This is a genomic window from Pararhodobacter aggregans, assembly GCF_003075525.1.
Classification (GTDB): domain Bacteria; phylum Pseudomonadota; class Alphaproteobacteria; order Rhodobacterales; family Rhodobacteraceae; genus Pararhodobacter; species Pararhodobacter aggregans.
This window is the reverse complement of the sequence record NZ_QDDR01000004.1, coordinates 101,416-125,562: the sequence shown is the minus strand read 5'-3', so window position 1 is coordinate 125,562 and position 24,147 is coordinate 101,416. Positions and strand designations below refer to the sequence as shown.

26 protein-coding genes and 1 pseudogene are annotated in these 24,147 nt (G+C 68.9%); 17 read left to right on the top strand and 10 right to left on the bottom strand.

Annotated elements, in window-relative coordinates:
• Window positions 1-33 precede the first annotated feature (33 nt).
• From DDE23_RS09610 to DDE23_RS09595, 4 genes are all read left to right on the top strand, one after another.
• Window positions 34-1,029, top strand: a complete 996-nt coding sequence (locus tag DDE23_RS09610; protein ID WP_107751062.1) for a TRAP transporter substrate-binding protein — start codon at window positions 34-36, stop codon at window positions 1,027-1,029.
• Window positions 1,030-1,136: 107 nt separating this feature from the next.
• Window positions 1,137-1,709, top strand: a complete 573-nt coding sequence (locus DDE23_RS09605; RefSeq protein ID WP_107751061.1) for a TRAP transporter small permease — start codon at window positions 1,137-1,139, stop codon at window positions 1,707-1,709.
• Window positions 1,710-2,972, top strand: coding sequence for a TRAP transporter large permease (locus tag DDE23_RS09600; RefSeq protein WP_107751060.1), 1,263 nt, complete (start codon window positions 1,710-1,712; stop codon window positions 2,970-2,972).
• A gap of 88 nt (window positions 2,973-3,060) precedes the next feature.
• The gene (locus DDE23_RS09595; RefSeq protein WP_107751059.1) at window positions 3,061-3,705 is read left to right on the top strand and encodes a helix-turn-helix domain-containing protein; all 645 of its coding nucleotides are present in this window, start codon (window positions 3,061-3,063) and stop codon (window positions 3,703-3,705) included.
• On the opposite strand, the gene DDE23_RS09590 is transcribed toward DDE23_RS09595, so the two are convergent.
• Window positions 3,700-4,020: a DUF1801 domain-containing protein gene (locus tag DDE23_RS09590; protein ID WP_107751058.1), complete on the bottom strand. Its 321-nt coding sequence runs from the start codon at window positions 4,018-4,020 to the stop codon at window positions 3,700-3,702. The genes DDE23_RS09595 and DDE23_RS09590 overlap by 6 nt on opposite strands.
• Window position 4,021: 1 nt before the next feature.
• Window positions 4,022-4,417: a VOC family protein gene (locus DDE23_RS09585; RefSeq protein ID WP_107751057.1), complete on the bottom strand. Its 396-nt coding sequence runs from the start codon at window positions 4,415-4,417 to the stop codon at window positions 4,022-4,024.
• Between the two features lie 200 nt (window positions 4,418-4,617).
• Between DDE23_RS09585 and DDE23_RS09580 the strand changes: the two genes are divergently transcribed.
• The 5 genes and pseudogenes from DDE23_RS09580 to DDE23_RS25710 all read left to right on the top strand — a co-directional run.
• The gene (locus DDE23_RS09580) at window positions 4,618-5,061 is read left to right on the top strand and encodes an efflux RND transporter periplasmic adaptor subunit (RefSeq protein ID WP_133239538.1); all 444 of its coding nucleotides are present in this window, start codon (window positions 4,618-4,620) and stop codon (window positions 5,059-5,061) included.
• Window positions 5,062-5,163: 102 nt separating this feature from the next.
• On the top strand, window positions 5,164-5,400 hold the full coding sequence (locus tag DDE23_RS09575) for a hypothetical protein (protein ID WP_133239537.1): 237 nt from the start codon (window positions 5,164-5,166) through the stop codon (window positions 5,398-5,400).
• Between the two features lie 12 nt (window positions 5,401-5,412).
• Window positions 5,413-5,643, top strand: coding sequence for an efflux RND transporter permease subunit (locus DDE23_RS25525; protein WP_238149948.1), 231 nt, complete (start codon window positions 5,413-5,415; stop codon window positions 5,641-5,643).
• 26 nt (window positions 5,644-5,669) lie between these two features.
• A complete protein-coding gene (locus DDE23_RS09570) occupies window positions 5,670-6,347 on the top strand; it encodes an efflux RND transporter permease subunit (protein WP_238149947.1) in 678 nt (225 codons plus the stop codon).
• A 285-nt stretch (window positions 6,348-6,632) separates the two neighbouring features.
• Window positions 6,633-6,704: pseudogene (locus tag DDE23_RS25710) on the top strand (hypothetical protein); the annotation flags it as partial.
• A 301-nt stretch (window positions 6,705-7,005) separates the two neighbouring features.
• Here the strand turns inward: DDE23_RS25710 and DDE23_RS25400 are convergent.
• Window positions 7,006-7,896 (bottom strand): LysR family transcriptional regulator, encoded by an 891-nt coding sequence (locus DDE23_RS25400; RefSeq protein ID WP_202863237.1) that lies wholly within the window; start codon window positions 7,894-7,896, stop codon window positions 7,006-7,008.
• A 194-nt stretch (window positions 7,897-8,090) separates the two neighbouring features.
• On the opposite strand from DDE23_RS25400, the gene DDE23_RS09555 reads away from it, so the two are divergent.
• Genes DDE23_RS09555 through DDE23_RS09525 form a run of 7 tightly spaced genes read left to right on the top strand, consistent with a single transcriptional unit; the run spans window position 8,091 to window position 14,403 of the window.
• Entirely contained in the window at window positions 8,091-8,909 is an 819-nt protein-coding gene (locus DDE23_RS09555) for a transporter substrate-binding domain-containing protein (protein ID WP_107751053.1), read from the top strand.
• Window positions 8,910-8,921: 12 nt separating this feature from the next.
• Window positions 8,922-9,617, top strand: a complete 696-nt coding sequence (locus DDE23_RS09550; RefSeq protein ID WP_107751052.1) for an amino acid ABC transporter permease — start codon at window positions 8,922-8,924, stop codon at window positions 9,615-9,617.
• On the top strand, window positions 9,614-10,318 hold the full coding sequence (locus DDE23_RS09545) for an amino acid ABC transporter permease (protein WP_107751051.1): 705 nt from the start codon (window positions 9,614-9,616) through the stop codon (window positions 10,316-10,318). The genes DDE23_RS09550 and DDE23_RS09545 overlap by 4 nt, the downstream gene beginning before the upstream one ends.
• Complete coding sequence (locus DDE23_RS09540) at window positions 10,315-11,043, top strand: amino acid ABC transporter ATP-binding protein (protein WP_107751050.1); 729 nt, start codon at window positions 10,315-10,317, stop codon at window positions 11,041-11,043. The genes DDE23_RS09545 and DDE23_RS09540 overlap by 4 nt, the downstream gene beginning before the upstream one ends.
• Window positions 11,044-11,054: 11 nt before the next feature.
• A complete protein-coding gene (locus tag DDE23_RS09535; protein ID WP_107751049.1) occupies window positions 11,055-12,485 on the top strand; it encodes a CoA transferase in 1,431 nt (476 codons plus the stop codon).
• Window positions 12,482-13,663, top strand: a complete 1,182-nt coding sequence (locus DDE23_RS09530; protein WP_107751048.1) for a MalY/PatB family protein — start codon at window positions 12,482-12,484, stop codon at window positions 13,661-13,663. Before DDE23_RS09535 ends, DDE23_RS09530 begins: the two co-directional genes overlap by 4 nt.
• Window positions 13,660-14,403, top strand: a complete 744-nt coding sequence (locus tag DDE23_RS09525; RefSeq protein WP_107751047.1) for an enoyl-CoA hydratase/isomerase family protein — start codon at window positions 13,660-13,662, stop codon at window positions 14,401-14,403. Before DDE23_RS09530 ends, DDE23_RS09525 begins: the two co-directional genes overlap by 4 nt.
• Window positions 14,404-14,442: 39 nt before the next feature.
• On the opposite strand, the gene DDE23_RS09520 is transcribed toward DDE23_RS09525, so the two are convergent.
• Genes DDE23_RS09520 through DDE23_RS09505 form a run of 4 tightly spaced genes read right to left on the bottom strand, consistent with a single transcriptional unit; the run spans window position 14,443 to window position 18,345 of the window.
• Window positions 14,443-15,213 carry an SDR family NAD(P)-dependent oxidoreductase gene (locus DDE23_RS09520; protein ID WP_107751046.1) on the bottom strand — a complete coding sequence of 257 codons (771 nt, stop codon included), beginning with the start codon at window positions 15,211-15,213 and terminating at the stop codon, window positions 14,443-14,445.
• Window positions 15,210-16,139, bottom strand: a complete 930-nt coding sequence (locus DDE23_RS09515) for an SDR family oxidoreductase (RefSeq protein WP_107751045.1) — start codon at window positions 16,137-16,139, stop codon at window positions 15,210-15,212. The genes DDE23_RS09520 and DDE23_RS09515 overlap by 4 nt, the downstream gene beginning before the upstream one ends.
• A complete protein-coding gene (locus DDE23_RS09510) occupies window positions 16,136-17,032 on the bottom strand; it encodes a bile acid:sodium symporter family protein (protein ID WP_107751044.1) in 897 nt (298 codons plus the stop codon). Before DDE23_RS09510 ends, DDE23_RS09515 begins: the two co-directional genes overlap by 4 nt.
• On the bottom strand, window positions 17,032-18,345 hold the full coding sequence (locus DDE23_RS09505; protein WP_107751043.1) for a flavin-containing monooxygenase: 1,314 nt from the start codon (window positions 18,343-18,345) through the stop codon (window positions 17,032-17,034). Before DDE23_RS09505 ends, DDE23_RS09510 begins: the two co-directional genes overlap by 1 nt.
• A 136-nt stretch (window positions 18,346-18,481) precedes the next feature.
• On the opposite strand from DDE23_RS09505, the gene DDE23_RS09500 reads away from it, so the two are divergent.
• On the top strand, window positions 18,482-19,078 hold the full coding sequence (locus DDE23_RS09500; protein ID WP_238149946.1) for a TetR/AcrR family transcriptional regulator: 597 nt from the start codon (window positions 18,482-18,484) through the stop codon (window positions 19,076-19,078).
• Here the strand turns inward: DDE23_RS09500 and DDE23_RS09495 are convergent.
• Genes DDE23_RS09495 through DDE23_RS09485 form a run of 3 tightly spaced genes read right to left on the bottom strand, consistent with a single transcriptional unit; the run spans window position 19,069 to window position 23,931 of the window.
• The gene (locus DDE23_RS09495; RefSeq protein WP_107751041.1) at window positions 19,069-19,884 is read right to left on the bottom strand and encodes a ChaN family lipoprotein; all 816 of its coding nucleotides are present in this window, start codon (window positions 19,882-19,884) and stop codon (window positions 19,069-19,071) included. The genes DDE23_RS09500 and DDE23_RS09495 overlap by 10 nt on opposite strands.
• Window positions 19,881-21,611 carry an ABC transporter ATP-binding protein/permease gene (locus DDE23_RS09490; RefSeq protein ID WP_238149945.1) on the bottom strand — a complete coding sequence of 577 codons (1,731 nt, stop codon included), beginning with the start codon at window positions 21,609-21,611 and terminating at the stop codon, window positions 19,881-19,883. Before DDE23_RS09490 ends, DDE23_RS09495 begins: the two co-directional genes overlap by 4 nt.
• Window positions 21,595-23,931, bottom strand: coding sequence for a TonB-dependent hemoglobin/transferrin/lactoferrin family receptor (locus DDE23_RS09485; protein WP_157957999.1), 2,337 nt, complete (start codon window positions 23,929-23,931; stop codon window positions 21,595-21,597). The genes DDE23_RS09490 and DDE23_RS09485 overlap by 17 nt, the downstream gene beginning before the upstream one ends.
• Between the last annotated feature and the right edge of the window lie 216 nt (window positions 23,932-24,147).

Genomic DNA, 24,147 nt, shown 5'->3' with positions numbered 1-24,147 from the left:
AATCAAGCATCGTTCTTTTGGGAGGAGAACACGATGACAACGACCAGATTGGCGGCCGCCTTGGCCGCAGGCCTTGGCGTCCTGATGGCGGGCGCGGGCTGGGCCGAGACCCTGCGCATCGGCGTGGTCACGCCGCCGCAGCAGGCCTGGACGCTGGAAACGATCCGCTTCGCCGAGGGGCTGACCGAGGCGACCGAGGGCCGGATCGAGACCGAGGTCTTCCATTCCGGCCAGCTGGGCACCGAGGCCGACATGCTGCGGCAGGTGCAATCGGGCACGCTGGACATGATGCTCATCACCGTCTCGGAACTGGCCAACCGCGTGCCCGAGATGAACCTCTTGCTGGCGCCCGGGCTTGTCGCCTCGAACGAACAGGCGGGCCGCTTCCTGACCGAGGGTGAGACGCCGCGCGCCCTGATGGGGCTGCTCGACAGCCGGGTCGGCGTGCACGGGCTGGGCTATGGCATGGCCGGGGTGACGCAGGTGATGACCAGCTTCGACGCGCAATCGCCCGCCGATCTGCGGGGCCGCCGGGTGCGGATCACCGCGTCCCCGGCGATCCTGGCCTTCAACCAGCTGATCGGTTCGGCGCCAACGCCGCTGCCGCTGCCCGCGATCTACGACGCCTTCGCCAATGGGCAGGTTGACGCGCTGGAAACCAATCTGGATATCTTCCGCGTGCTCAACATCGCCGATCACGCGCGCACGCTGCTGATGTCGAACCAGGGCATGTTCCCGGCGGTGGTCATCGTCTCGGCCCGCACCCTGCAACGTCTGTCCGCAGAGGATCGCGCGCTGCTCGACGAGCACGGCGCCGCCTATGCCCGGGGCGTGATCGACGCGACACTGGCCGCGGAAGACGTCTCGCGCGCGCATTTCCGGCAGCTGGCGGCCGAGGGCGCCCTGACCATCGTCGAGGTCGCGCCCGCGGACTACGCCGATCTGCAGGCCGCCTGGGACGAAAGCTTCGGCCAGGGCATCGGCGACATCGCCGCCCTCAGGGCCGAGGCCGCTCGCTTCGCCGAGTGATCCCCGGCCAAGGTCACGGGCGGTTCCGGCGCGACCGGGCCCGCCCCTTCCCTGCCAGCGGCGCGCATCCGCCGAAGTCGGCGTCGCCCAGCACCCGGAGCCCCTGCATGCCCCCCCTGTCCCCGACCCGCCCGCATCCGGTCACCCGGGTCTCGCGCGGCCTCTTCGCGCTTGAGCGGCGCCTGTTGCAGGCGTTGATGGCGGCGATCCTGATCCTGACGCTGGTCAACATCGGCCTGACCATCGGCGGCCGCTCGCTCTATTGGGCGGCCGAGGCGCTGGTCGCGCTGATGACCGTCGCCGCCTTCGTCGGCCAGTCGATGCTGATCCGTACCGGCCAGCACCCGGGCGTCACGCTGTTGGCCGACATGCTGTCGCCGCGTGCCGCGCGCTGGCTGCGGATGGCGTCGGATCTGGTGCTGCTGGGGCTGTCGGCGCTGCTGCTGGTGCTGGCCTGGCGGATGTTCGACCTGCCGGGCCTCTTGACCAACTGGCAGGATCCCCTGCCCCGGGCCATCGAGACCGGGAATTTCACCTGGCTCGAACCGACCAACACGCTGGGGATCGCCAAGGCCTGGATCTGGCTGGCGCCGGTGCCGTTCTTCGCCTTCGGGGGGATCCACGCGTTGGCCCGGCTGCTCGATCCGCAGGATGCCGCCATCCTCCCGCAGGAGGTGTGAATGACCGCCCTGATCTTCCTCGCCCTCATGATCCTCGGGGTGCCGGTCTTTGCCGTGCTCGTGCTCAGCAGCATGGTCTATATCGGCGGCGGCGGACACGCGGCGCTGTTCGACAACCTGCTGGTGCAGCTGAACGGCGGGCTCGGCAATTTCAGCCTGCTCGCCATCCCGCTGTTCATCATCGCCGGTGAACTGATGAACGAATGCGGCATCACCACGCGGCTCATCGCCCTGAGCCGCGTGCTGGTGGGGTCGGTGCGGGGCGGGCTTGCCTATGTCAACATCCTGGCCAATGCGATGATGGCCGCCATCATCGGCTCGGCCATCGCCCAGACGGCGGTGATGACCCGCATCATGGTCCCCGAGATGGAGCGCGCGGGCTATCCCAAGGCCGATGCCGCGGCGATGACCTGCGCCGGCGGCCTGCTGGGGCCGATCATCCCGCCGTCGATGCCGCTCATCATCTTCGCCGTGCTGGCACAGGTGCCCGTCGCCGACATGCTGATTTCGGGGCTGGTGCCGGGCCTCATCATGGCCGCGTCCTTTCTGGTGCTGGCGGGGGTGATCGGCTTCCGGCGCAACTATCCAAGGTCCGAGGCCTATGCCCGAGCCGAAGCGCTCAGGGTCGTGGTGCGCGCCCTGCCCGCGCTGCTGGTGCCGCTGGCCATCGTCGCGACCATCGTCGGTGGCTTCGGCTCGCCGACCGAGGCGGCGGCCTCGGCCGCGCTGGTGGCGATCCTGATCGGCGCCTTCGTCTACCGCGAGCTGGATCTGCGCCGCCTGCCCGCCGTCCTCGAACGCGCCGGCCGCAACACGGCCATGGTGCTGGCCATCGTCGCCGCCTCGGCGGTATTCGGCTGGGTCATCATCTATGGCCGCATGCCCGCCAGGCTGGCCGAGCTGCTGACCGGCCTCACCGACAACAAATATGTCTTCCTGCTGGTCGTCATGCTGGCGCTGCTGGTGCTGGGGACGCTGATCGACGGCATCGCCGCGCTGATCATCACCGTGCCGATCCTGCTGCCCATTGCCACCGGGGTCTATGGACTCGACCCGGTGCATCTGGGCATCGTCGTCACCCTGACGCTGGTGGTGGGCCTGCTGACCCCGCCGGTGGGGGCGGCTCTCTATGTGGCATCGGGGATATCCGGGGTGCGGCCGATCCCCCTGTTTCGCGCCGTGCTGCCCTATATCGCCGTGTCGGTGGCCCTGCTGCTGGTGCTGTGCTTCCTGCCGATCCTGTCGACCGTTCTGATCCGCTGACCCCCCGCAGAGGCGGAAACCGCTGTTGGACAGGGCGCGCCATTTGTGGAACCTGTCCGGCAACGGACGATGATGAGGGGTCTCGACGGTGCTGTATCTGCGATGGGAACACAGGACGACAGAGCCCGAGGGCGCGTCTGTGCTGCCGGATGGCTGCCGGGACATCATCGTTGCCGCGCGTGGCAACGACCCGCAGGAGGTCCTTTACACCGGCTGGGACAGCGCCCCGCGCAGCGTCGAACTGGCCGCCGGAACCAGCCTGACCGGCTACCGGCTGTCGCCTGGCAGCATCCTGTCACCCGCGGCCCTCGCCGCGTTGCACGAGAAGGCGGCGCCTGTGGCCGAGATCCTCGGCTCCGAGGTCCGCTGCGATCCCGACCTGAGCGACGCCATCGGCGCACTCGGTTGTCCGGCGGCAACGGTCGCCGGGGTCGCGCGGCAAAGCGGGGTCACCCTGCGCACCTTCCAGCGGCGGTTCGCGGGCCTGTCCCTGCCCAGCCCCGATTTCTGGCGGCAACTGGGCCGGGCCCGGCGCGCGGCCCAGGCCCTTCCCGGCACCCTGCCCCTGATCGAGATCGCCGTTGCCTTCGACTACAGCGATCAGGCGCATATGACGCGCGAGTTTGTCCGGTGGTTCGGCCAGAGCCCCGCCCGGCTGCGCGCCGATCCGGCCCGGCTTGAGCAGATCCTCGCGCCCGGGCTGGGCAACTGGCCCGAACCCGCCGGGCTATAGACGGCCGGCCTGTTCCAGAAAGGCCCGGCAGGCCTTGGCCTCGATATCCGCAACGGATCGCAGTTTCAGGTGCCGCCGCTGCGTGCCGGACCCTTCCAGCAGGCCACGGGGATCATCGAGGCGCGCCCCTTGCGAGAACTCGAGCGAGACGTGCCGCGCATGGGCGAAGATCCCGCAGAAAGGCGCTTCTGGCCCGCCTGCCACCCGCTCGACAACCTCGCCGCCGTACTTGTCCAGAAACGCGGCATCCGGGCACAGAGAGATGATGATCGTGTGCAGCGTATCGAGGATCCGGGCCTTGTCTGACGCATCCATCTCAGCTTTCGTCCGGGGCCTGAACGGGTGAGCAGATTTCGATCAGATAGCCGTTCGGATCGCTGACATAGGACGTGGTCTGACCCCAGGGCTCGTGCCGCAGGTCCTGCACCAGCGTCGCCCCGGCATCGAGGGCCCGGGCAAGTGCCCCCGCCACATCGGCCACCTCGAAGGCGATCTCGAAGGTCGGAGCGTTGATCGAGGGCGCGGCCGGGGTCTTTCCCAGTTGCCGCATGAGCGCGGTCGAGGAAAAGGCGAGCCTGGTCCCGCCGGTCGCCAGTTCGGCGTAATCGCCCCCCTCGTGCAGCATGCCGAGTGGCAGGCCAAAGGCGCGCCGGAAGAAATCGACCGTGCCCGGGACGTCATCGACATAGAGGATCGTGTATCGGAATTTCAAGGTTCGGCTCCTGCAGAGGTGTTCGGCCCCCCTATCGGCCAAGACGCCCCTCTGGGTCTTGAAGAATGGCGACATTTTCGGGGGGCGGCAGGGATCCGCGGCGCGTTTTCGGCGGCCTTCCCATGATTTCCAGAGAACCTGAGCCATTCGTCCACCCGAGGGGGCCACAGGCTGACCCCGTGCCACTCATGGGCAGCAATATGGCCCGCCGCAGCCTCTCGACCCTTCTGGTCCTTGCCCTGCTGGCCAAGAATGCCATCAGCCGCGAGCGCAGCGATACAGCGCATGACGAGCTGTTGCTGGCCGACGCCGGCGGCCCCGAAGCCCGCGCCCTGGTGACCCGCAAACGGCTGGAGCCGGATTTCGCCACGCGGCGCAGCCCGATCAACGGCCATGTCAGCGCCGGGCTGGCCGACATTGGCGGGCTGGCGGCACCGGGCGGCGACGGGGCGCTGGCGGCGGTTCAGGCTCTCTACACGGTCTTCGTCGACCTCCGCCTGCCCGCGGATGTTCTGGACGCGGCGCTGATCGCCGCCGCGGACGGGCTGGGCCCGCTCCGGCTGCTGGTGTCCTGGCACGGGGCCGCGCCGCTGACGGGCCTTGTCCGATCCTCGGACGTGATCGTCGACCCTGGAAACCGCTAAGCCAGCCTGCGGATCGAGGCCGACACGCCCGACCTGACCCTGCTGCCCGGCATGTTCGCCCGCGCCAGCGTGCCGCGCGGGGTTCTTCCCGGCGCGCCGCTGGTGCCCGGGGAAGCCGTCCTGCGCACGGGGGGTGGCGGCGCCCAGCTTGTCGTCGTCTCGCCCGGGAGCGAGGCCACGCGCCGTGACGTGAGTAGGGGCGAGCGGGTCATCGTCGCCTCGGGTCTGCCACCGGGCGAGGTGCTGGCAATCCGCAGGCAACACCGCATGCCCGAGGGAATGACCGTTCCGGCCAGCACCCGGACGGACGGGGTGCTCCCCTCCGATCCCCATTACTGAGAAGCGGATCCCATGCCCCGGTTCTTCATCCTGCGCCTCGCTCATCGCCATCGTCATCGCGTGGCCGGGATCCTTGCCATCCCGCGCCAGTCGATGCCCGCGGATATGGAGGTCTCGCTCTCGTACAACACCGCGCCTTACGTGGGGGTCTCGATCACCAGGGTGATCCAGACCCTGTTCGAGGCGATGGGGATGATCTTCCTGGTGATCCTGCTTTTCCTGCAAAGCCGCGCTACAGGCTGATCCCGACCATCGCCGCGCCCATCGCCTTGCCGGGGACCCCCGCGCACTGCGACACGCTCCTGCAACCGGTCACCCGGCACGGCGCGGCGCGCGGCTTCTTCGGCCGGTTCAACCGCCGCCTCGACGCGCTGACCCGGCGCTATGGCGGCTGGGTCGGCGTCACCCTGCGCCGTGGCGGGCGGATGCCGGTCCTCTATGTCGCCCTGATCGCGGTACTGGATGTGGGCTGTGCCCGGATCCCGACCTCGTTCGTCCCCGAAAGGGATCAGGGCAGTTTCATGGCCATGTTCGATCTGCCCGCCGGGGCCACCGCCGACCGCACCCCCGCCATGATCGCCGCCTGCGAGGCCCCTACCCCGACCCGCCCCGACATCCGCGAGAAGACGGTGATCCTGGGCTTCGGCATTTCCGGCTCGGATCCGAATGCGGGGCAGGCCTTCACCGGCACGCTCGACGGGGACATCCGCCGGACCACCCTGGACGCGGAGATCGCCGCGGGCGAGGGGGCAAGCGGGGTCTCCCGCGGCGGCGCCATGGCCGAGATGGAGCGGCTGGCGCGGTCGTTGTCGCAGGCCCATCGCGCGGTGATAGACAGCGAGGCCTGCCCGAGGGCTCGGCGCTGGGGCGCTCGCTCGGCGCGGTGGTGCTGGCGGCGGTGGCGATCGTGCTTCTGGGCTGGCGGCTGGCCGCCTTCGTCCCCGTGATCGGGCCGGTGACCGTGCAGATCAGCGCCCCGGCCGCAAGGCTGCGCGAGGCGCTTATCTGTGGGCCGCAGGGGCGCGCCGCCGACATGCCCGCCGCGGCGCACGAGACGCTCTCCGCCCCCGGGCATCATCCTTGCCCGCACCATAGGGCGCGGTCCCTGGCTCGCGCAGCGCTTCGCCCGCATCCCGCGCGGTCTGGCCGGGCTGGAGGTCCGCTCGCACACCGCAGGCGACTGGCAATGGTCGCTGATCGGCTTCGCGCTGGCCGCCCTGACGCTGCTGACGATGATCGCTTTGCAGGAGCAGTTTCTGTGCGAAGGCGGCTTCCACTTCTCGGGTGGCGAGAAGCAGCGGCTGGCGCGGGCCCGCGCGCTGCCGCGCGATCCGCCGATCCTGCTGCTGGACGAGGCGACAAGCGCCCTCGATACCCGGACCGAACGCACCATGCCGCAGGCGCTGGACGGGCCGTCGAAGGGCCGCCCGACGATCACCATCGCGCACCGCCTCTCGAGCATCCGCGACGCCGGCCTGATCGTGGTCATGCCGAACGGCCGGGTTGCCGAGACCCACAAGACCCCGGCCGCGGCGGGCGGTGTCGATGCCGGGCTCCGCGACGGGCAGCTGGACACGGGGCGGGCCGCCGCCCCGGCAGCGACGCTCAATCCCCCAGCCGCGTTGCCTGCGCGAAGGCCACGAACTTCCGCGACAGCCGCGACAGATGCGGCTTGCGGCGGTGGATCACCATCACCTGCCGGTCCAGCGAGGGTTCGACCAGCGGCACCATCCGCAAGCCATAGATCGGCAGCATCGGCTGCACATAGCGCGTCATCACCGCGATCCCCTCGCCCGCGGCGACGAGGGTCAGCGCACTGGTCCCATGCGCGACCTGCTGGTGGGGCAGAATGTCCAGATCGACCTGCGCCTCGGCCAGATTCTGGCGCAGGTTCTGTTCGCGGCCGACATAGATGATGTTGTGCCCGGCCAGCTGCGACCAGGTGATGCTGGGCTGATCGGCCAAGGGATGGGTCTGTCCCAGCACCACGCAGAGCGGCGAGCGGAAGAGCGGCACCGCCTCCAGCCCCTCGTCGCTGTCCACGTCCAGATAGACACCCAGATCGGCCTTGCCCGAGCGCACGGTCTCGATCACGTCATCGATGGCGCTGTCGATCATCTGGATCCGGGCCTCGGGCACGGCGTTGCGGAAGGCATAGAGCAGCGGCGGCAGCACGGCGCAGGACAGGAATTGCGTGGCGGCGATGCGCAGGGTCGCGCTTTCGCCCTCGCGCTGGCGCTGGATGAAGGCGTCGGCCCGTTCGAGCTCGGCCAGGATGCGCTGCACATGGGGCAGGAACTCGGCCCCGGTATCGGTCAGGCGCAGCGAGCGGGTGGTCCGTTCAAAGAGCCGAAAGCCGATCGCGGCCTCGGCCTCGCGCATCATCGCGCTCAGCGCCGCGGCCGAGACGTTCAGCCCGCGCGCCGCGGCGGCGAAACTGCCGCAATCGTTGATGGTGTGGATGGCGCGCAGCTGGCGGAGGGTGAGGTTGAACATGACGCTCCCGCGCGGCATACCGGCGCTGTTCCGATCCCTCATTGCTAAGCCCAGACTTGATAATGCGCAATGAGAATTTTCTTGTGGTCTTCCGTTGAAAGCTGAATGTTCGGAGCGTGATTTCGCGGCATGCCACTGCCGCAAGGACAAGGAAATTCTTTTGAATTTCCACCTCATCCAAGGGAGAGAAGACCATGACTTTGCGCACGATCCTGCTGGCAGGCGCCTGCCTTGCTGTGGCTGGTGCCGCCCAGGCCGACCAGCTTGACGATATCCGCGCCGCCGGGGTGCTGGTCTGCGGCGTGCCGTCCAACTACGTGCCCTTCTCGTTCCTGGAAAACGGCAACGAGCGCACGCCCGTGGGCTTTGACGTCGATGTCTGCAACGCCATCGCCGCCCATATCGGCGTGACGCCCGAATTGCGCTATGTTACCGGCGCCTCGCGCATCCCCGACCTGACGGCGGGCCGCATCGACATCGCCACCGCGGCGCTGACCATCACCCCCGAACGGGCGCAGCAGGTCGATTTCTCGATCCCCTATTTCCGTACCGGCGTCCGCGTCGCCGTGCCGAACAGCAGCGAGATCACCGCACTGGACCAGCTGGAAGGCCGCCGCATCGCCGTGCCGGAAAGCGGCATGGCCTCGATGATCGTCGCCGAGCGCTACCCCGAGGCCACCACCGTCGGCTTCCCCAACCCGGCCAATACCTTCCTCGCGTTGCAGCGGGGCATGGTGCAGGCGATGGCGGGCGACGAGAGCACGCTTCTGGGCCAGATGAGCGGCGCGCCGGGTGAATACCACCTGCTCGACGGCTTCCTGACCGACGACTGGCTGGGTGTCGGCCTGCGCAAGGACGAACCGGCGCTGCGCGCGGCGGTGAACGAGGCGCTTCTGGGGATGGAGGCCGATGGCAGCGCCGTGGCCAGCTTCGACCGCTTCTTTGGTGCCGCGACGCCGATGCAGATGGAGCGCAGCTTCACCATTTCCGCCGACAACCAGCCCGCCGAGTAAGGACCCCGCCGCGTGACCCTGATCGAGTTTCTGAGCGGTCGATACGGCGAGCTGTTGCTCAAGGGATTGACCGTCACCCTGCAATTGAGCGGGGTCACGCTGGCGGCGGGCTTCGTGATCGGCGTCCTTCTGACGCTGATCCGGCTGTCGCCCTTCTGGATCGTCCGGCAGGCCGTGGGCCTGCTGGTCGACGCCATCCGCTCGGTGCCGCTGCTGGTGCATGTCATCTTCTGGTATTTCGGCGCGCCCGAACTGCTGCCCGACGGGCCGCGGATGTGGCTTTATGCCCGGGACGTGAACTTCATCTGCGCTGCCATCGCCATCTCGATCTACGCGGGCGCCTTCATTTCCGAGGATCTGCGCTCGGGCCTCCGGTCGATCCCCAAGGGCCAGACCGAAGCCTCGCTGTCGCTGGGTTTCTCCGGCCTCGAGACCTTCCGCTACGTGATCCTGCCACAGGCCTTCCGCATCTCGGTCCCGCCGCTGCTGGGTCAGGCGATGACCATCACCAAGAACACCTCGATCGCGCTGATGATCGGCGTGCCCGAGCTGGTCTACCAGGCGCAGCGCATCCAGGACATCACCTATGAGCCCTTCCTGCCCTATGCCTCGGCGACCCTCGTCTATCTGGCGATCTGCACCGTGCTGACGCTGGCCAGCCGCGCCTACAGCCGCACCGCCGTCAAATCCCGGGGGGCGCAGGCATGATCGAGATCCTTCAGGAATACTGGCTGCAACTGCTGATCGGCGGCTTCCCGCATACGCCGCTGGGCGGTCTGGCGCTGACACTGGTGCTGGCGGTGAGCGGGCTGGTGCTGGCGATGCCCGTTGGCTTGCTGATGGCCGTGCCGCTGCGCAGCCGGTTGAAGCCGGTGCGGGCGCTGGCCGAGCTGATCATCTTCTACATCCGCTCGGTGCCGCTGCTCCTGCATGTGCTCTGGGTCTATTTCCTGCTGCCCGCGGCGCTTGGCGTCTCCTTCCCGCCCGCGATCACCATGCTCATCACGCTGGTCCTGTTCAACGGCGCCTATATCTCGAAGATCGTCGTGGCGGGCATCGACGCCCTGCCCCGCGGCCAGACCGAGGCGGCGATGTCGCTGGGCTTCGGCCCGGTGCAGACCATGCGCTTCATCATCCTGCCGCAGGCCTTGCGCAACATGCTGCCCAGTCTGGTCAGCCAGCTGTCGCTTCTCATCAAGGAAACCGCGCTGGGGGCCGCCATCGGCGCGACCGAGGCCACGCAGACCTTCCTCGATCTCGCCAACAACCTGCCCGGTCAGGCGATCCAGGCCTATGCGCTGCTGGCGCTCGCCTATTTCGCCCTCTGCTATCCGCTTCTGCTGCTGGGCCGCCGTCTGGAACGGCGCGGCCGCCGCACGGCGAAAATCGCTTTGGAACCTGCCTCATGATCGCCATTTCCCATCTCGACAAGCATTTCGACCGGCTGCACGTCCTCAAGGACATCAGCCTGACGGTCCAGACCGGCGAGGTGCTGGTGCTCTGCGGCCCCTCGGGATCCGGCAAGACCACGCTCTTGCGCACGATCAACGGGCTGGAGAGCATCGACAGGGGCAGTATCACCGTCGACGGCAAGACCATTGACCCCAAGACCAGCGAGATCCGCGCGCTGCGACAGGGGATCGGCTTCGTCTTCCAGCAGTTCAACCTGTTCCCGCATCTGTCGGTGATCGACAACATCACGCTGGCGCCCCGCAAGCTGAAGGGCCTGACCCGCGAGGCGGCCGAGGCCAAGGCGATGCAACTCCTCGACCGGGTGGGGCTGCGCGACAAGCGCGACGTCCACACCGACACGCTTTCGGGCGGCCAGCAGCAGCGCATCGCCATCGCCCGGGCGCTGGCCATGGAGCCGCCGGTGCTGTTGTTTGACGAGCCGACCTCGGCCCTCGACCCCGAGATGGTGGGCGAGGTTCTGGCGGTGATCCGCGAGCTGGCGCAGGACGGCATGACCATGCTCTGCGTCACCCACGAGATGGGCTTTGCCCGCGACGTGGCCAGCCGGATCATCTTCATGGCCGAGGGCGCCATTGTCGAGGACACAACCCCCGCGCAATTCTTCACCGCCCCCGAAAGCGCGCGGGCGCGCGCCTTCCTGCAAGACATTCTCGGACACTGAAAGGCCCCGACATGCCCCTGAGCCAAACCGAACGCGCCGCGCTTGCGGACGTGCTGGACCCGCTTGGCCTGCCGCTGGCCGAGCTGACCACCCGCGCCGGATACACCGGCGAGGAGCCGCCGCTGGATACCGACCTGGCGCTGGCGCTCGCCGCGCGCAGCGCGGTGATGGCGCAGGCCCTCGCCACGGCGGAATTCGGCGCGCGGCGGGGCGGTCCGGCGCAGGCGGTGAGCCTTGACCGCAACGCGGCGGTCTATGCGCTCTGCTGCGGGCTTTTCCAGTCCTGCCATGGCCAGGACATGACCATGGCCTCCGGCGCCGCCGCGCCGCTGAGCACCTTCTATCAGGCGAAGGACGGGCGCTGGTTCCACCCGATGGGCACCTATCCGGGCCTGCGCGACGGGGCGCTGGCCGTCCTCGATTGCGCCAACACGCCCGAGGCCATCGCCCGCGCCGTGGCCAAGCGCGATGCGCTGGACTGGGAGGAGGCCTTTGCCGCCGCCAATCTGGCCGGGACCATGGTCCGCAGCCGTGCCGAATGGCACGCGCATCCGCAGGGCCAGGCGCTGGCCGCCGCCCCCCTCGTCACGGTCGAGAAGGTCGCCGAGGGCGCGCCTCAGCCCCTGCCCGCCGCCGCGCGGCCGCTGTCGGGGCTGCGTGTCCTCGATTTCACCCATGTCATCGCCGGGCCGATCCTGACCCGGACGCTGGCCGAGCAAGGAGTCGATTGCCTGAGGATCAGCGCCCCCGCCCATGCCGATCCGCAGGCGTTCCTGCTGGAAACCGGCTGGGGCAAGCGCGCCGCCTATCTCGATTTCCACCGCCCCGGCGATCTGGAGCGGATGCGGCGGCTGGCGCTCTCGGGCGATGTCGTCGTGCAATCCTGGCGGCCCGGCGCGATGGAGGGCTTCGGCCTGAGCGCCGAGGACCTCGTTGCCGCGCTGCCGGCGGGGCATCCGGGTCTGGTGCATGTCAGCGTCGACAGCTGGGGGCGGACCGGACCCTGGGCCGGGCGCAAGGGCTTCGAGCAACTGGCGCAATCGGTGACCGGCGTCGCGCTGGAGGAAGGTCAGTGCGGCAAGCCACGCTACGTGCCGACGGGCCTGCTGGCCGATTACCTCGCCGCCTATCTGGGCGCGACCGGCACCATCGCCGCCCTGATGCGCCGGGCGCGCGAGGGGGGCAGCTACCGCGTCCATGTCTCGCTGGCCCGTGTCACCATGTGGTCGCAAGGGCTGACCGGCCCCGGCCGCCACGCGGGCGCGCCCTTCCCCACCGCGGCGGGCCTGCCGCCGTCGATCGAGCGCGACAGCCCCTTCGGCCTTCTGCGCCACCTCGCGCCCTTCGCGCATTTCTCGGCCACGCCGGGCGATTGGGCGCTTCCCCCCTGCCCGCCCGGGCGCCATGACGCAAGCTGGCTGGACCGGGGTGTCGAGGCATGAACCCCCTCGCCCCGATGAGCCTTGAGGCGTTGAAGGACAAGCACAACGCCAAATGGTCGACCTTCGCCCCCGATGTGCTGGGCATGGGCATTGCCGAGATGGATTACCACCTCGCCACCCCGATCCGCGCCCGGCTGGCAGCGCTGCTGGCGGCGGAGCGGACCGGCTATCCGATGCGCGGTCCGGTCGGGCCGATGGCCGATGTCGCCGCCAGCTTCGCCCGCCGCATGGGCCAGCGCTTCGGCTGGGCGGTGGCGCCCGGCGACACCCAGCTTTGCGTCGATCTGTTGCAGGCGATTGCGGCCTGCCTCACCGCCTATAGCGACCCGGGCGACGGGATCCTGATCCAGACGCCCTGCTACCCGGCCTTCCTGATCGCGCTGGATCAGGGGCAGCGGGCGCTGCACGACGTGCCGATGCGCGACACGCCCGACGGCCCGCGCGCCGATCCCGACCCCGCCGCGACTCTGGCCGCGCGGGGTCTGAGGCCCCGGGTCCTGCTGCTCTGCCATCCCCATAACCCGACCGGCCGGGTCTTCACCCGCGAGGAACTGGCGCCCTATATCCGGCTGGCCGAGGCGCGGGACATGGTCATCATCTCGGACGAGATCCACGCCGATCTGGTCTTCGCCCCCCGCGCGCATCAGCCGCTGGCGCAGATGTTCCCCGAGGCGGCGGCGCGGATTGTCACCCTCTATTCCGCGTCCAAGAGCTTCAACACCCCGGGCCTGCGCTGCGGGATCATGCATTTCGGTTCGGCCGAGCTGATGGCCCGGTTCAAGGCGCGGGTGCCCGAGGTTCTGCTGGGCCTGCCCAGCGTCGGGGCGATGGAGGCGACGCTTGCCGCCTGGGAGGAATGCGACGACTGGCTGGCGGCGCTGATGGACCGGCTTGCCGCGCAGCGCCAGCAACTGGTCGAGGCGCTGACCCGGGCCGAGCCGCGCCTGCGCTGCTTCCTGCCGGAGTCTACCTATTTCCTCTGGGTCGATGCCCGCGCCGCCGATCTGCCCGGCGGGCCTGCGCGCTTTTTCCTCGACCGGGCGCGGGTCGGCGTCAATGACGGCGCGCAGTGCGGGCCGGGCTGGGACGGCTATGTGCGGTTCAACTATGCAACCACGCCCGCGCTGATGGATGACCTCTGCGCCCGCCTGACCCGCGCCCTGACGGAGGGACGATGACCGAGCCCCTGATCCGCTACGACGAGGACGACGGCATCGCCGTCATCGCCCTGGACCGTCCCGCCAAGCGCAACGCCATCGACAGCCGCATGGCGGCAGAGCTTGACGCAGCCTTCCAGCGCTTCGCCCGGGGGCCTGCGCGGGCGGCGGTGCTGACCTCGGCCTCGCCCGGGATCTTCTGCGCCGGGGCCGATCTGCACGACCCGCCGACCGAAGCCTGGCGCGCCCTGCCCGAGATCGGCTTTCGCACCGACAAGCCCATCGTCGCGGCGCTGGGGGGCAAGGTGATCGGGCTCGGCTTCATGCTGTCGGCGATGTGCGACCTCTGCGTCGCGGCCGAAGATACCGAGTTCCATTTCCCCGAAGCGAAACTGGGCTTCTCGCTGGCCGCAGTCAGCGCCGCGACGAACCGGCTGCCGCCTCGGATGGCGATGGAACTCCTGCTGCTGGGCCGGCCGATCCCGGCCCGGCGGGCCTATGACATCGGCTTTGTCAACGATCTGGTGCCACCCGGCGCGCAGCTGGAGGCGGGCAAGGCGATGGCCCGGGCTCTGGCGGCGAATTCGCGGGATGTGGTGGGGAACCTCAAGCGCCTGACGCTCGACGTGCTGGGCGAAACGCCGTCGCAGCAGCACTACGCGGTCCGGCGGCTGGAGGAGGCGATGATGCAGGGTCCCGACGCAGGGGAAGGGCTGCGCGCCTTCCGCGAGAAGCGCCGCCCGGATTTCACCCGCCGCTGACCGGGCGGACAGGGCGGGCCTGCAGACCATGAACGGCCATCACCCGTCGGTCCCGGCCGTCGCGATCTTGCGGCGCATCAGGCGCTGGTAGAGGCCGGGCGAGGCGCGCATCACCAACGCCGCCAGTGCCGCGACCCGGCCGACCGGAATGAAATCGCGCCCCCGGGCCAGGCCCTTCAGGATGACCGCCGCCGCGTCCTCGGGCGTCATGTAGTCGATCCCGTCAGGCGCCGAACCCGGCCGGACGATCCCGTCGGCGCCCCTTTCGGCCTGCCCGATATTGGTGGCGACGAAACTCGGCGCGGCGATCTGGCAGCGCACCCCATGCGCGGCCTCCTCGGACCTGAGCGAGGCGAAGAACCCCTGCAGCGCGTGTTTCGACCCGGCATAGGCGGTGCGGTGGTGCAAGGGCGCGAAACCCGCGACCGAGGAAATCGCCAGATGGGTGCCCCGGCTTTGTCGCAGGGGCAGCAGGAAGGCCCGCGCCATCTCGACCGCGGCGAAATAGTTGATTTCGAACACCCGGCGGTGACTGGCGAGGTCGCTGTCGGCGAAAGGGCCGATCTGTGACACGCCCGCGTTATAGATCACGAGGTCGATGGAGGGCCGCGTCGCGATCACCTGCGCCGCCGCCCGGTGCAGCGCGTCGGTATCCGTCAGGTCCACCGTGACGGGGGTGCGGCTGGCCGTCGCCTCCAGCCCCGCGGTGGTGCGGTCCATCAGGACGCTGTGCCAGCCCTGCGCCTCCAGCCCTGCGGCCAGCGCACGGCCCAGCCCGCCGTTCCCGCCCGAGATCACAGCTGTCTTCACAGCCCCGCCTCCTTCTGCCAGAGGGCGAAGACCTCGGCCGAGGACAGCGTCGGGGTATAGCCGAAGACGGATTTGAGCCGCTCGTTGGACAGGACCGGGCGGTATTGCAGGAAGCGCACCTGCTCGGGCCCATAGCGTGACAGGCCCAGCGGACGCGCCAATGCCAGCGCCGCCTTCAGCGCCCAGGCGGGCAGCCTGAGCACCGGCTTGCCGAGGGCGCGGGCCAGATCGTCCACAGTCATCCAGCCGTCGCCCGCCACATTGTAGATGCCGGGCGGCGCCTCGGTCGCGGCGCGCTGGACGATGCGGGCCAGATCCTCGGTCCAGATGAAGACGAAGGGGGAATCGCAGCCCCGCACCGCCAGCAGCCGCCTGCGGTGGAAGAGCGCGGTGATCTGGTTGTCGGTCCCCTGCCCCAGCACGGTGCCGACCCTGAGCACCACCTGCTCCAGCCCCGGCGCGTCGCGGCGTGCCTCGGCCAGCATCTCCTCGACCCGGCGCTTGTGGTCGGCATAGGCGAATTCGGGATTGCCGCGGCAGGGCGCGTCTTCGGTCAGGGGCACCGGGTTGTCGGCGTGATAGCCATAGGCGGCGCCGGAACTCGTCACCACCAGCCGCCGCACCCCATGGCGCAGGCAGGCCCCCAGCACGTTGCGGGTGCCGGTGACATCGACCGCCTCGGCCGCCGCGCGGCTCATCCCCGGCGGCGGCGTGACGATGGAGGCGAGGTGGACGACGACTTCGGGCCTTTCCTCGGCGATGATCGTTTCGGGGTCGCCTCCGGTCACGTCCATGCGGCGAAAGCGCGTGGTATCGGGCAGCTTTCCCGGGGCGAGGTCGGTGGCCAGAACCTCGTCCGGGGGCAGCGCCCGGACCAGCGAGCGCCCGACCATCCCGGCGGCGCCGGTAATCAGGATGCGGGTCATCGCGCGGCCTCGGTCCGGCGCATCAGGCTGGCGAGCGCGAGGCCCGAGATCGCGTGCCAGATGCCCCAGAAGCCCGCGACGATGGCCATGCCGCCCAAACCCCCGAAGAAGCTGAAGATCAGCACAAGGCCCAGGCCCGAATTCTGGATCCCCGTCTCGATCGTCACCGCCCGGCGGTCAAAGGGCGACAGCCCCGCCAGTGTCGCCAGCGCATAGCCCCCGCCCAGCCCCAGCGCGTTGTGGACGATGACCAGCCCGGCAATGGCAGGGCCGAAGGTCAGGAACAGGCCCCAGTTGCTGACCAGCGCGATGGCGATGAAGGCCAGGAAAATGCCCATCGAGAGATATTGCAGCGGCGGCCGGATCCGCGCCGTCAGATCCGGGCGCCGGGCGTTCAGCAGGATGCCCAGCACCAAGGGCAGCACCAGCATCAGGCCGACGGTCACGGCAATGCTGACGGGATCAATGGAGGTGGCGCGCAGGATCTCGGCCGTCGGCGCATAGAGGCTGCCCCAGAAGGCGATGTTCAGGGGCGTCAGCAGGATGGCGCCGACCGTGGCGATGGCGGTCATCGACACCGAGAGCGCGGCATTGCCCCCCGCCCGGTGGGTGATGAAATTCGAGATATTGCCGCCCGGGCAGGCCGCCACCAGCATCAGCCCCAGCGCCACCGAGGGGCGCGGCTGGGCGACGATCACCAGCAGATAGGTGAGCGCGGGCAGCAGCAGGAATTGCGAGGCGAGGCCCACCAGCACAGGTTTCGGCGACCGGGCCAGGACCTTGAAATCCGAGAGTTTCAGGTCGATGGCGATGGAGAACATCACCACCGCGAGGATCGCGTTCAACAGCGTCAGCGAGCCCGCCGAGAAATCGAGTACCGCGTCGTCGATCATCACTTCCCCCCGGCCATGCGACGGACCCAGCCGGTGACGGCTTTGCGATAGGTCGCCTTGTTGACGTAATAGGCCATGCGCGGCAGGTTGATGTAATTGACCCCGCCCGTGGCCCTCTCGAACCCCTGTTCCTTGGTCTTCTTCAACGCCGCAGCCCCCGGCGAGCCTTCGCGCAGCCCCTTGATGTAGCGCACCACCATCTCGGCCTGTTCGTGGCGCCCCTGCCAGCCCAGACCCGAGGCCTCGACCATGCCGAGAAGGAAGAGGTCGTCGCGCCCGGGGTGCAGGCAGTTGAGGTAAAGATGCGGCGCATCGCCCTGCCAGTTCAGCAGCGCCTTGTCGATGAAGGGGTAATCCAGCTTGTAGCCGGTGGCGGCGAGGATCAGGTCATAGTCAGCATGGCTGCCGTCCTTGAAATGCACGGTCTTGCCGTCAAGTCGCGCGATATCGGGGCGGATCGTCAGATCGCCATGGCCCGCGTGGTAAAGGACCAGCGAATTCACCACCGGATGGCTTTCGTAGAGCTTGTAATCGGGCTTGGGGAAGCCATAGCGCTGCGGGTCGCCGACGAACCATTTCAGGATCGTCCCGTCGATCACCCGCTTGATCGGCATCGGCAGCTTGACCGCGCCGCCCAGCGTGTCGGCCGGTTTGCCGAAGACGTATTTCGGCACGAAGTAATAGCCCCGCCGCATCGACAGGTCGCAGGCCACCCCGTGGTGGATGGCATCGACCGCGATGTCGCAGCCGGAATTCCCGGCGCCGACGATCAGCACGCGCTTGTCGTCGAATTGCCGGGCGGATTTGTAGGCCGAGGAATGGATCAGCGCGCCGTCGAACTGCCCCTTGAAGGCGGGCATGTTGGGGGTGCTGAGCGTGCCGTTGGCGATGAGGAGCCCGGCGAAATCCTCGGCATGTTCCCCCTCGGCATCGCGCCAGGTGACGCGCCAGCCCTCGCCCGGCCCGCCCAGGGGTTCGGTGCGCAGGACTTCCGCCCCGAAGCGGTAATGCGGCAGCAGGTCGAAATGCTCGGCGAAGTCCCGGAAATAGCGCTTCATCTCGCGGTGCGAGGGGTAATCGGCGACCTCGGCCCGCATCGGGAAATCGGTGAATTCGGTCATCCGCTTCGAAGAAATCAGATGCGCCGTCTCGTACATGGTCGAGCGCGGGCCCTCGATATCCCAAAGCCCGCCCACGCCGCTGTTCAGCTCGAACCCCTGAAACTCCAGCCCGTGTTCCTTGAGCAGCTTGGCCGCCGCCAGCCCCATCGGCCCCGCCCCGATCAGGGCGAGCCTCCCGCGCGCAATACTCATGACGTCCTCCCACGTACGGGTTTAACTTGAACAGATGTTCGAAATAAGGCAAGTTAAACTTATGCCTATTGCTCAAACCTCTGAGAAAAAACGACAAAGAGCGCCGTCGAAACGCTCGCTGGAAACCCGGGAACGGGTGCTGGACGCGGCCGAGGCGGTCTTTGCGCTGCGTGGATTCGACGGGGCGACGATTCGCGACATCGTGGCGGAATCGGGCGAGCCGCTGGGCACGATCCATCACCACGGCGGCGGCAAGGAGGTCCTGTTCCAGCAGGTGGTGGCACGCCGGGCCGAGGCGCTGTCAGGGGCCCGGCTGGAGGCGCTGGCCCGGGCGCAGGCCGGGGGCGCGGCCGATCTGCCCGCCGTGCTGGGCGCCTTCATGCGGCCGTTCTTCGATCTGTCGCAAAAGGAACCGCGCTGGCGCCATTACGCGCGGCTGGTGGCCTTTGTCTCGGCCGATGATCGCTGGCGGGCGCTTTCGGCCCGGTTCTTCGACCCCACGGCGCGGGTCTTTCTGGCCGAGATCCGGGCGCTGCTGCCCGGCGCCTCGGAACAGGGCGTCGCCGAGGGCTTCGTTTTCTCCGTTTCGGCCATGCTGGCGCTGCTGACCTCGCAGGAACGCATCGGCACGCTGGGCGACGGGCGGGTGGCGGAGGCCGCGCAGATCGACCATCTGGTGCGGTTCTGCGCGGCGGGGCTGGCGACAGGCGCAAGGGCCGCGGGTCAGGCCTGACCCGCGGTTTCCTGCAAGCCGAAGACCGCGCAGCCGATGCCCGCGGGGACCGGGCGGGCGCCCTCCCAGGGCAGCAGGACGCGGGCCTCCGGGATGCCCAGATCGGCCAGCTGTGCCGGGGTGCCGCCGCGGTATTCCAGATGCCCGCGGCCGATGATGCCGACGACCAGCGCCCCGGGATCGCGCGCCCGCGCGTCGGCGATGCGGCAGGCGAAGGCACGGTCCCAGGTCTGCTGGGCGCGCACGAAACGGTCGAAGGCGGGATCTTCGGGGCTTTGCGCGGCCCGGTCGGGGCGCGGGCCGCCGGTCACCTCGAACAGGTAGCGGCGATAGGCGGGGCTGGCAGGGGCGGCGGGGGTCAGGCCCTCACGCGCCGCCTCGGGGACGCTGTCCCAGCCGCCTGCGCCGACCTCGCGCACCAGATCGCGGCGGCAGTTGAGGCCGATCATCGGCACCCGGTGCAGGCGGCAGAAATGGAAGAGCGGCAGATAGAGGTCGGGCGGGAAGCCCCAGACGCTGCCCCATTCGGCCCGCTCGAGGAACGCGGCCTCGTCCAGCACGCCCGCCACCCAGTCGGCCAGCACCGGGTCCAGCCGGGCGGGGAACATCTCGAACCCCAGGACCAGCCTGTCGCGACGGGCCAGCAGCCCGGCCGCGACCTGCATCTGCCAGCGGTGGTTGTCGGCGCGGTCATGGCGCTCGCCCAGCAGGACAACGGGCGCTTCGGCCATTTCGGCCATCAAGGCGGGATGGGAGGGTATGTCGCCGGTATCGGGGCGCAGCCATTGGCCGGGTTCGGGGATCATGCGGTCATCCTTTCGTCGTCAGGTCCGATCCAGAGTTCGGAATCGTGGTCCAGCCCGGCCGGTACGCGATGCGCCACGCACAGGATCGTGCTGCGCGGCAGGTCGTTGCGCAAGAGCGCCAGAAGCCGGGCTTCGGACGCCGGGTCGAGGGCGCTCGTCGCCTCGTCCAGCAGCACCCAGGCAGGTTTGAGCAGCAATACCCGTGCCAGCGCCAGCCGCTGGCGTTCGCCCATCGACAGGCCCTGCAATGCCTCGGGACCATCCGGGCCGCCGATGCGGCGCTCGAGCCCCACCTTGCGCAGGATGCCCTCCAGCAGGGCGGAGTCGAAGCTGGCCGGATCATGCGGATAGGTCAGCGTCGGCAACAACCCCTCGGCAAAGGCCAGCGGTTGCTGCGGCAGGGCCAGGATCGGCGCCTCGGGCAGGCTCACGCGGCCGGTGCCATAGGGCCAGACACCGCGCAGCGCCGACAAGAGCGTCGTCTTGCCGCGGCCCGAGGCACCATGGATCCAGACCCGCTGCCCCGGACGGATCGTCGTGTCGGGGACCGGATCCAGCGCCTGCCCGCTGGGCGTATAGAGGTGCAGGTCGCGCAGACGCAGCAGCCCGTCACCGCCCGAAACAACCTCCAGTGCGCGGGGTACATCCGGCGCTGGCTGCGGTGCCGATGCGGCGCTGAACAGCCCCTCGAGCCGCTCGGAAACCGCAACGAACCGCGCGAGCTTCGAGTAGTCGAAGATGAACCAGCTCAGCGTCGTGGTGACGTTCGAAAAGGCCGAGGCCAGCTGCATCAGCCCGCCCAGCGTCACCGCCCCGCCGAAATAGGCCGGAAGCGCCAGAAAGGTCGGAATGCGCAGCACGGTCCGGTAATAGGGGGTGACGAAGAGGCCCAGGATGAACTCCTGCCCGATGAGCCGCTTCCAATTGGCGCGCAGGCTGTCGAAGCGCCGGTCCAGCCGCCGCCGTTCGGCCCCCTCGCCCCCGGCCTGGGCAATCTGATCGGCCCCGTCGCGCACCTGCACCAGCGCGTGGCGGAAATCGGCTTCGTAGCGTTCCTGGTCATAGGCCAGCCGCTTGATCGGTCGGCCCAGCCAATGGGTAATCAGGCTGGAACCGAAGACATAAAGGAACGAGGCCCAGACCATATAGCGCGGGATCTCGGCCTCGATCCCCAGAAAGCCCAGCGACAGCGGGAAGTTGGACAGCGACCAGAGGACCGCCAGATAAGTGATAAGCGACACCACCCGCGTAATCAGGTCCAGGGTGAATTCCAGCAGGTAGCTGATGAATTGCGCGCAGTCCTGGGCGATGCGCTGGTCCGGGTTCTCGACCGGCTGCGGACTGAGGCCGGGCCGCAGGTGCCAATAGGCGCCGCCGTCCAGCCAGAGGGTCAGCGCCCGGTCGGTCAGGCGCTGGCGCCAGCCGATCTGCAGCCATTTGCGCAACCAGGCGCCCGAGAGCGTGCTGGCCGACAGGACGGCGACGATCAGGCCGAAGACCCCGATCTGCCGCAGCGCCTCGGCCGCGTCGAGTTGTTCGAGCGCGTCATAGAACGCGCGCGACCAGTTGATCATCTGGACGCTGAGCCAGACTCCGACGAACTCCAGCGCCAGGATCAGCGCAAAGAGCCACAGGCCCTTCCAGGCCCCGGGACCCGAGGCGGCCAGCCAGGCCAGCCGCCCCATCCGGTTGAGGATCACCCGCATCCGCTCAGAACCGCGTCTCAAGCGCCAGCGTGAACACGCGCCCCGCGCCCATGCGCAGATCCAGCGGGTTCTGGCGGGCCACAGCGAGCGAGGGGCTGGTGGTCGCGCCGATCGCCGAATCCTCGTAATAGGCGGTGTCGAACAGGTTGGTGATGCCGAAGGTGATCGCGGCCTGATCGGTCAGCGCATAGCGCGCATAAAGGTCGAGAAGGGCATAGCCCGCCGGACGGAAGCCATCCGCGCTCGCCGTTTCCCGGACGCCGCTGGCGAAGCGCGAATAGGCGTCGAGCGTGAGCCGCGAGTTCGGCACTTCCCAGCTCAGCCCCAGCACGCCGCGCAAGGGGCGCAGATTGGCCGCGGTCTCGGCCGAGGCGGGATCGACGCGCTGGCGCCCGCGCTGCCAGGCCAGCGAGCCGGTGAGGGTCAGGTCAGGGCTGATCTGGTATTCGCCGGCCAGTTCGATGCCCCAGACCTCGCGCTCCTCGATGTTGCGATAGGTGTAATCGTCGGTCCCGGGCGGGTTGTAGAAGCTCTGGATGAAGTCGGTGTAATTGGCCCGATAGGCGCTGACCGAGACATAGCCATCGGCGAATTCACCGCGCGCGCCGATTTCAAGGCTGGTGACGAACTCGGGCCGCAGGTTCGGCGCCGGGATCAGGTCGAAGCCGTTGCCGTCCAGCGAGGTATAGAGCTGTTCGGCGGTCGGCATCTTGAAGCCCTGCCCGACATTGCCCCAGATGGTCCACTGGTCGCTGACCCGCCAGCGCGCGCCAAGGCTGCCCAGCAGCGCCTGGTCCTGCCGCCGCTGGGGTTCGGAGCCCGGCACGGCGACGTAATCGGGATCGGGCCGCGGGTCGATCACATAGGTCGCATAGCGCAGGCCCGGGGTCAGTTCGAACCGGCCATCGGCCCAGGTGATGCGGTCCTGAAGGTAGATATCCGCCCGCCGGGTGGTGGCATTGGCAAAGTTGAATCCGCCCGCCCGGGTCGTGACATCCGAGCCGGTGGTCAGGTTCACCACCCGCGTGAGGCGCTGGTAATCGGTCGTCGTGTGGTCGCCGTCGAAGCCGAAGGTCAGCTCGTGCCGCGTCCCCCCGACCGCGAAGCGCCGGACGCCCTGGATGTCCAGTTCGAAGAAGTCTTCGTACAGGTTGAGCGTGTCGTATTGCACCGAGGTCTCGCCGCCGGTGATCGAGCGCCGCTCGCCGCTGCGCTCGTAGCTGTGCGGCACAAAGGCCAGCGTCGTGGTCAGCTGATCGAGGAAGCCGCCGCCGGGGGTCCATTCATGCTCGAGGGCGAAGCGCTGGCGCGAGAGGGTCTGCACCCGCTGGTCCGACATGACATAGGTGCTGGCCGAGCCGGTATTGCCAAGGTTCTGGTTGAAATCGAGCGCGGTCACGCGCCGCATGAGGTCGGCGGTGAAGCCGAAGCGGTGTTCGTCATTGGGCCGGAAGTCAAACCGCACCAGGCCGTGATGCATCTCGATATCGGTCGGGTCGAATTCGTTGCAGGGCGTGGCCCCGGCCGCGAGGTCACGCGGACAGCCACCGTGAATGTCGCTGTAAAGCCCGCCATTCGGCGCGGCATTGCTGAGACGGGGCTCGTTCGCCCTGAGATGCGAATAGCCGATCAGCATCGACAGCCGCTCTGACAGCTGCTGCGCGAACGTACCGGTCACCGTATAGGTATTGGTGAAACTGTCGTAGCTGGAGCGCAGTTCGGCGCCGCGCTCGCGCCCTTGCAGGATGTCGTCGGGCGTGACGGTGCGCAGCGCCACCACGCCGCCCAGGGCATCGGCGCCCCAGACCACCGAGGCCGGGCCACCCACGACCTCGGCCTGCCGGACGAACGAGAAATCGAGGTAATCGCGGGTGCCGTCGGTGATCCGCTCGGCCACGCGCGAGCCGTCGACCAGCATCAGCACCCGGTTGCCGCCGACGCCGCGCATGCTGAATCCGTCGAAATCGTTGAAGGGTTGCGCTGCGTTGATCTGCCGGTTGACCGACAGGCCCGGCACGTAGCGGGTCAGCTGCTGCATGTCGGTGACGGCCTGATCCTGCAGGTCCTGGCCATCGACCACCGTCACGCTTGCGGGCACTTCCAGCACCGGGCGCGGCAGGCGGCCGGTGAAATAGGTGATCCGGCCCAGCATCTCGAAAAGGCCCGGCGCCGGGTCGGCCGGTGCCTCGCTTTGGGTGGCAGGTCGCGCGCTTTCTTCGCGCAAGGTCTGGCTGTCTTCGGGGACCTGGGCCAGCAGGGCGGCGGGCAGGCAGAGCCAGAGCGCCGCCTGCGTTCCGGCACGCGCCATCATCCGCCCCGGGGCGGTCGTTTCATATCGCATCGCGATCACTCCATCGGGCCGCCGGGCGGCGGCATCTCGGTGCTGGCTGGATGCTGGCATTGCGGGGTTCGCGCCGGGGGGGCGCGGCCCTTGCAACAAGCGCCCGAGCCCGCTCCATGGCAGGGCGGGACGGTCATACTGTTGTTCGGGGGATCTGGCCGACGTCGTCCCGAGTCACGCCTCGGTGACACGGGGGGTCGCTGGATGGCGGATTCC

Coding starts and splice junctions, on each gene's coding strand:
- DDE23_RS25400 (WP_202863237.1), bottom strand. CDS start 7,896: ATGTTCAACCTCACCCTCCGCCAGCTGCGCGCCATCCACACCATCAAC.
- DDE23_RS09510 (WP_107751044.1), bottom strand. CDS start 17,032: ATGATCGACGACGCGGTACTCGATTTCTCGGCGGGCTCGCTGACGCTG.
- DDE23_RS09580 (WP_133239538.1), top strand. CDS start 4,618: ATGGCCCGCCGCAGCCTCTCGACCCTTCTGGTCCTTGCCCTGCTGGCC.
- DDE23_RS25525 (WP_238149948.1), top strand. CDS start 5,413: ATGCCCCGGTTCTTCATCCTGCGCCTCGCTCATCGCCATCGTCATCGC.
- DDE23_RS09555 (WP_107751053.1), top strand. CDS start 8,091: ATGACTTTGCGCACGATCCTGCTGGCAGGCGCCTGCCTTGCTGTGGCT.
- DDE23_RS09590 (WP_107751058.1), bottom strand. CDS start 4,020: ATGGATGCGTCAGACAAGGCCCGGATCCTCGATACGCTGCACACGATC.
- DDE23_RS09495 (WP_107751041.1), bottom strand. CDS start 19,884: ATGATCCCCGAACCCGGCCAATGGCTGCGCCCCGATACCGGCGACATA.
- DDE23_RS09505 (WP_107751043.1), bottom strand. CDS start 18,345: ATGAGTATTGCGCGCGGGAGGCTCGCCCTGATCGGGGCGGGGCCGATG.
- DDE23_RS09485 (WP_157957999.1), bottom strand. CDS start 23,931: ATGCGATATGAAACGACCGCCCCGGGGCGGATGATGGCGCGTGCCGGA.
- DDE23_RS09515 (WP_107751045.1), bottom strand. CDS start 16,139: ATGACCCGCATCCTGATTACCGGCGCCGCCGGGATGGTCGGGCGCTCG.
- DDE23_RS09535 (WP_107751049.1), top strand. CDS start 11,055: ATGCCCCTGAGCCAAACCGAACGCGCCGCGCTTGCGGACGTGCTGGAC.
- DDE23_RS09545 (WP_107751051.1), top strand. CDS start 9,614: ATGATCGAGATCCTTCAGGAATACTGGCTGCAACTGCTGATCGGCGGC.
- DDE23_RS09525 (WP_107751047.1), top strand. CDS start 13,660: ATGACCGAGCCCCTGATCCGCTACGACGAGGACGACGGCATCGCCGTC.
- DDE23_RS09600 (WP_107751060.1), top strand. CDS start 1,710: ATGACCGCCCTGATCTTCCTCGCCCTCATGATCCTCGGGGTGCCGGTC.
- DDE23_RS09530 (WP_107751048.1), top strand. CDS start 12,482: ATGAACCCCCTCGCCCCGATGAGCCTTGAGGCGTTGAAGGACAAGCAC.
- DDE23_RS09610 (WP_107751062.1), top strand. CDS start 34: ATGACAACGACCAGATTGGCGGCCGCCTTGGCCGCAGGCCTTGGCGTC.
- DDE23_RS09605 (WP_107751061.1), top strand. CDS start 1,137: ATGCCCCCCCTGTCCCCGACCCGCCCGCATCCGGTCACCCGGGTCTCG.
- DDE23_RS09540 (WP_107751050.1), top strand. CDS start 10,315: ATGATCGCCATTTCCCATCTCGACAAGCATTTCGACCGGCTGCACGTC.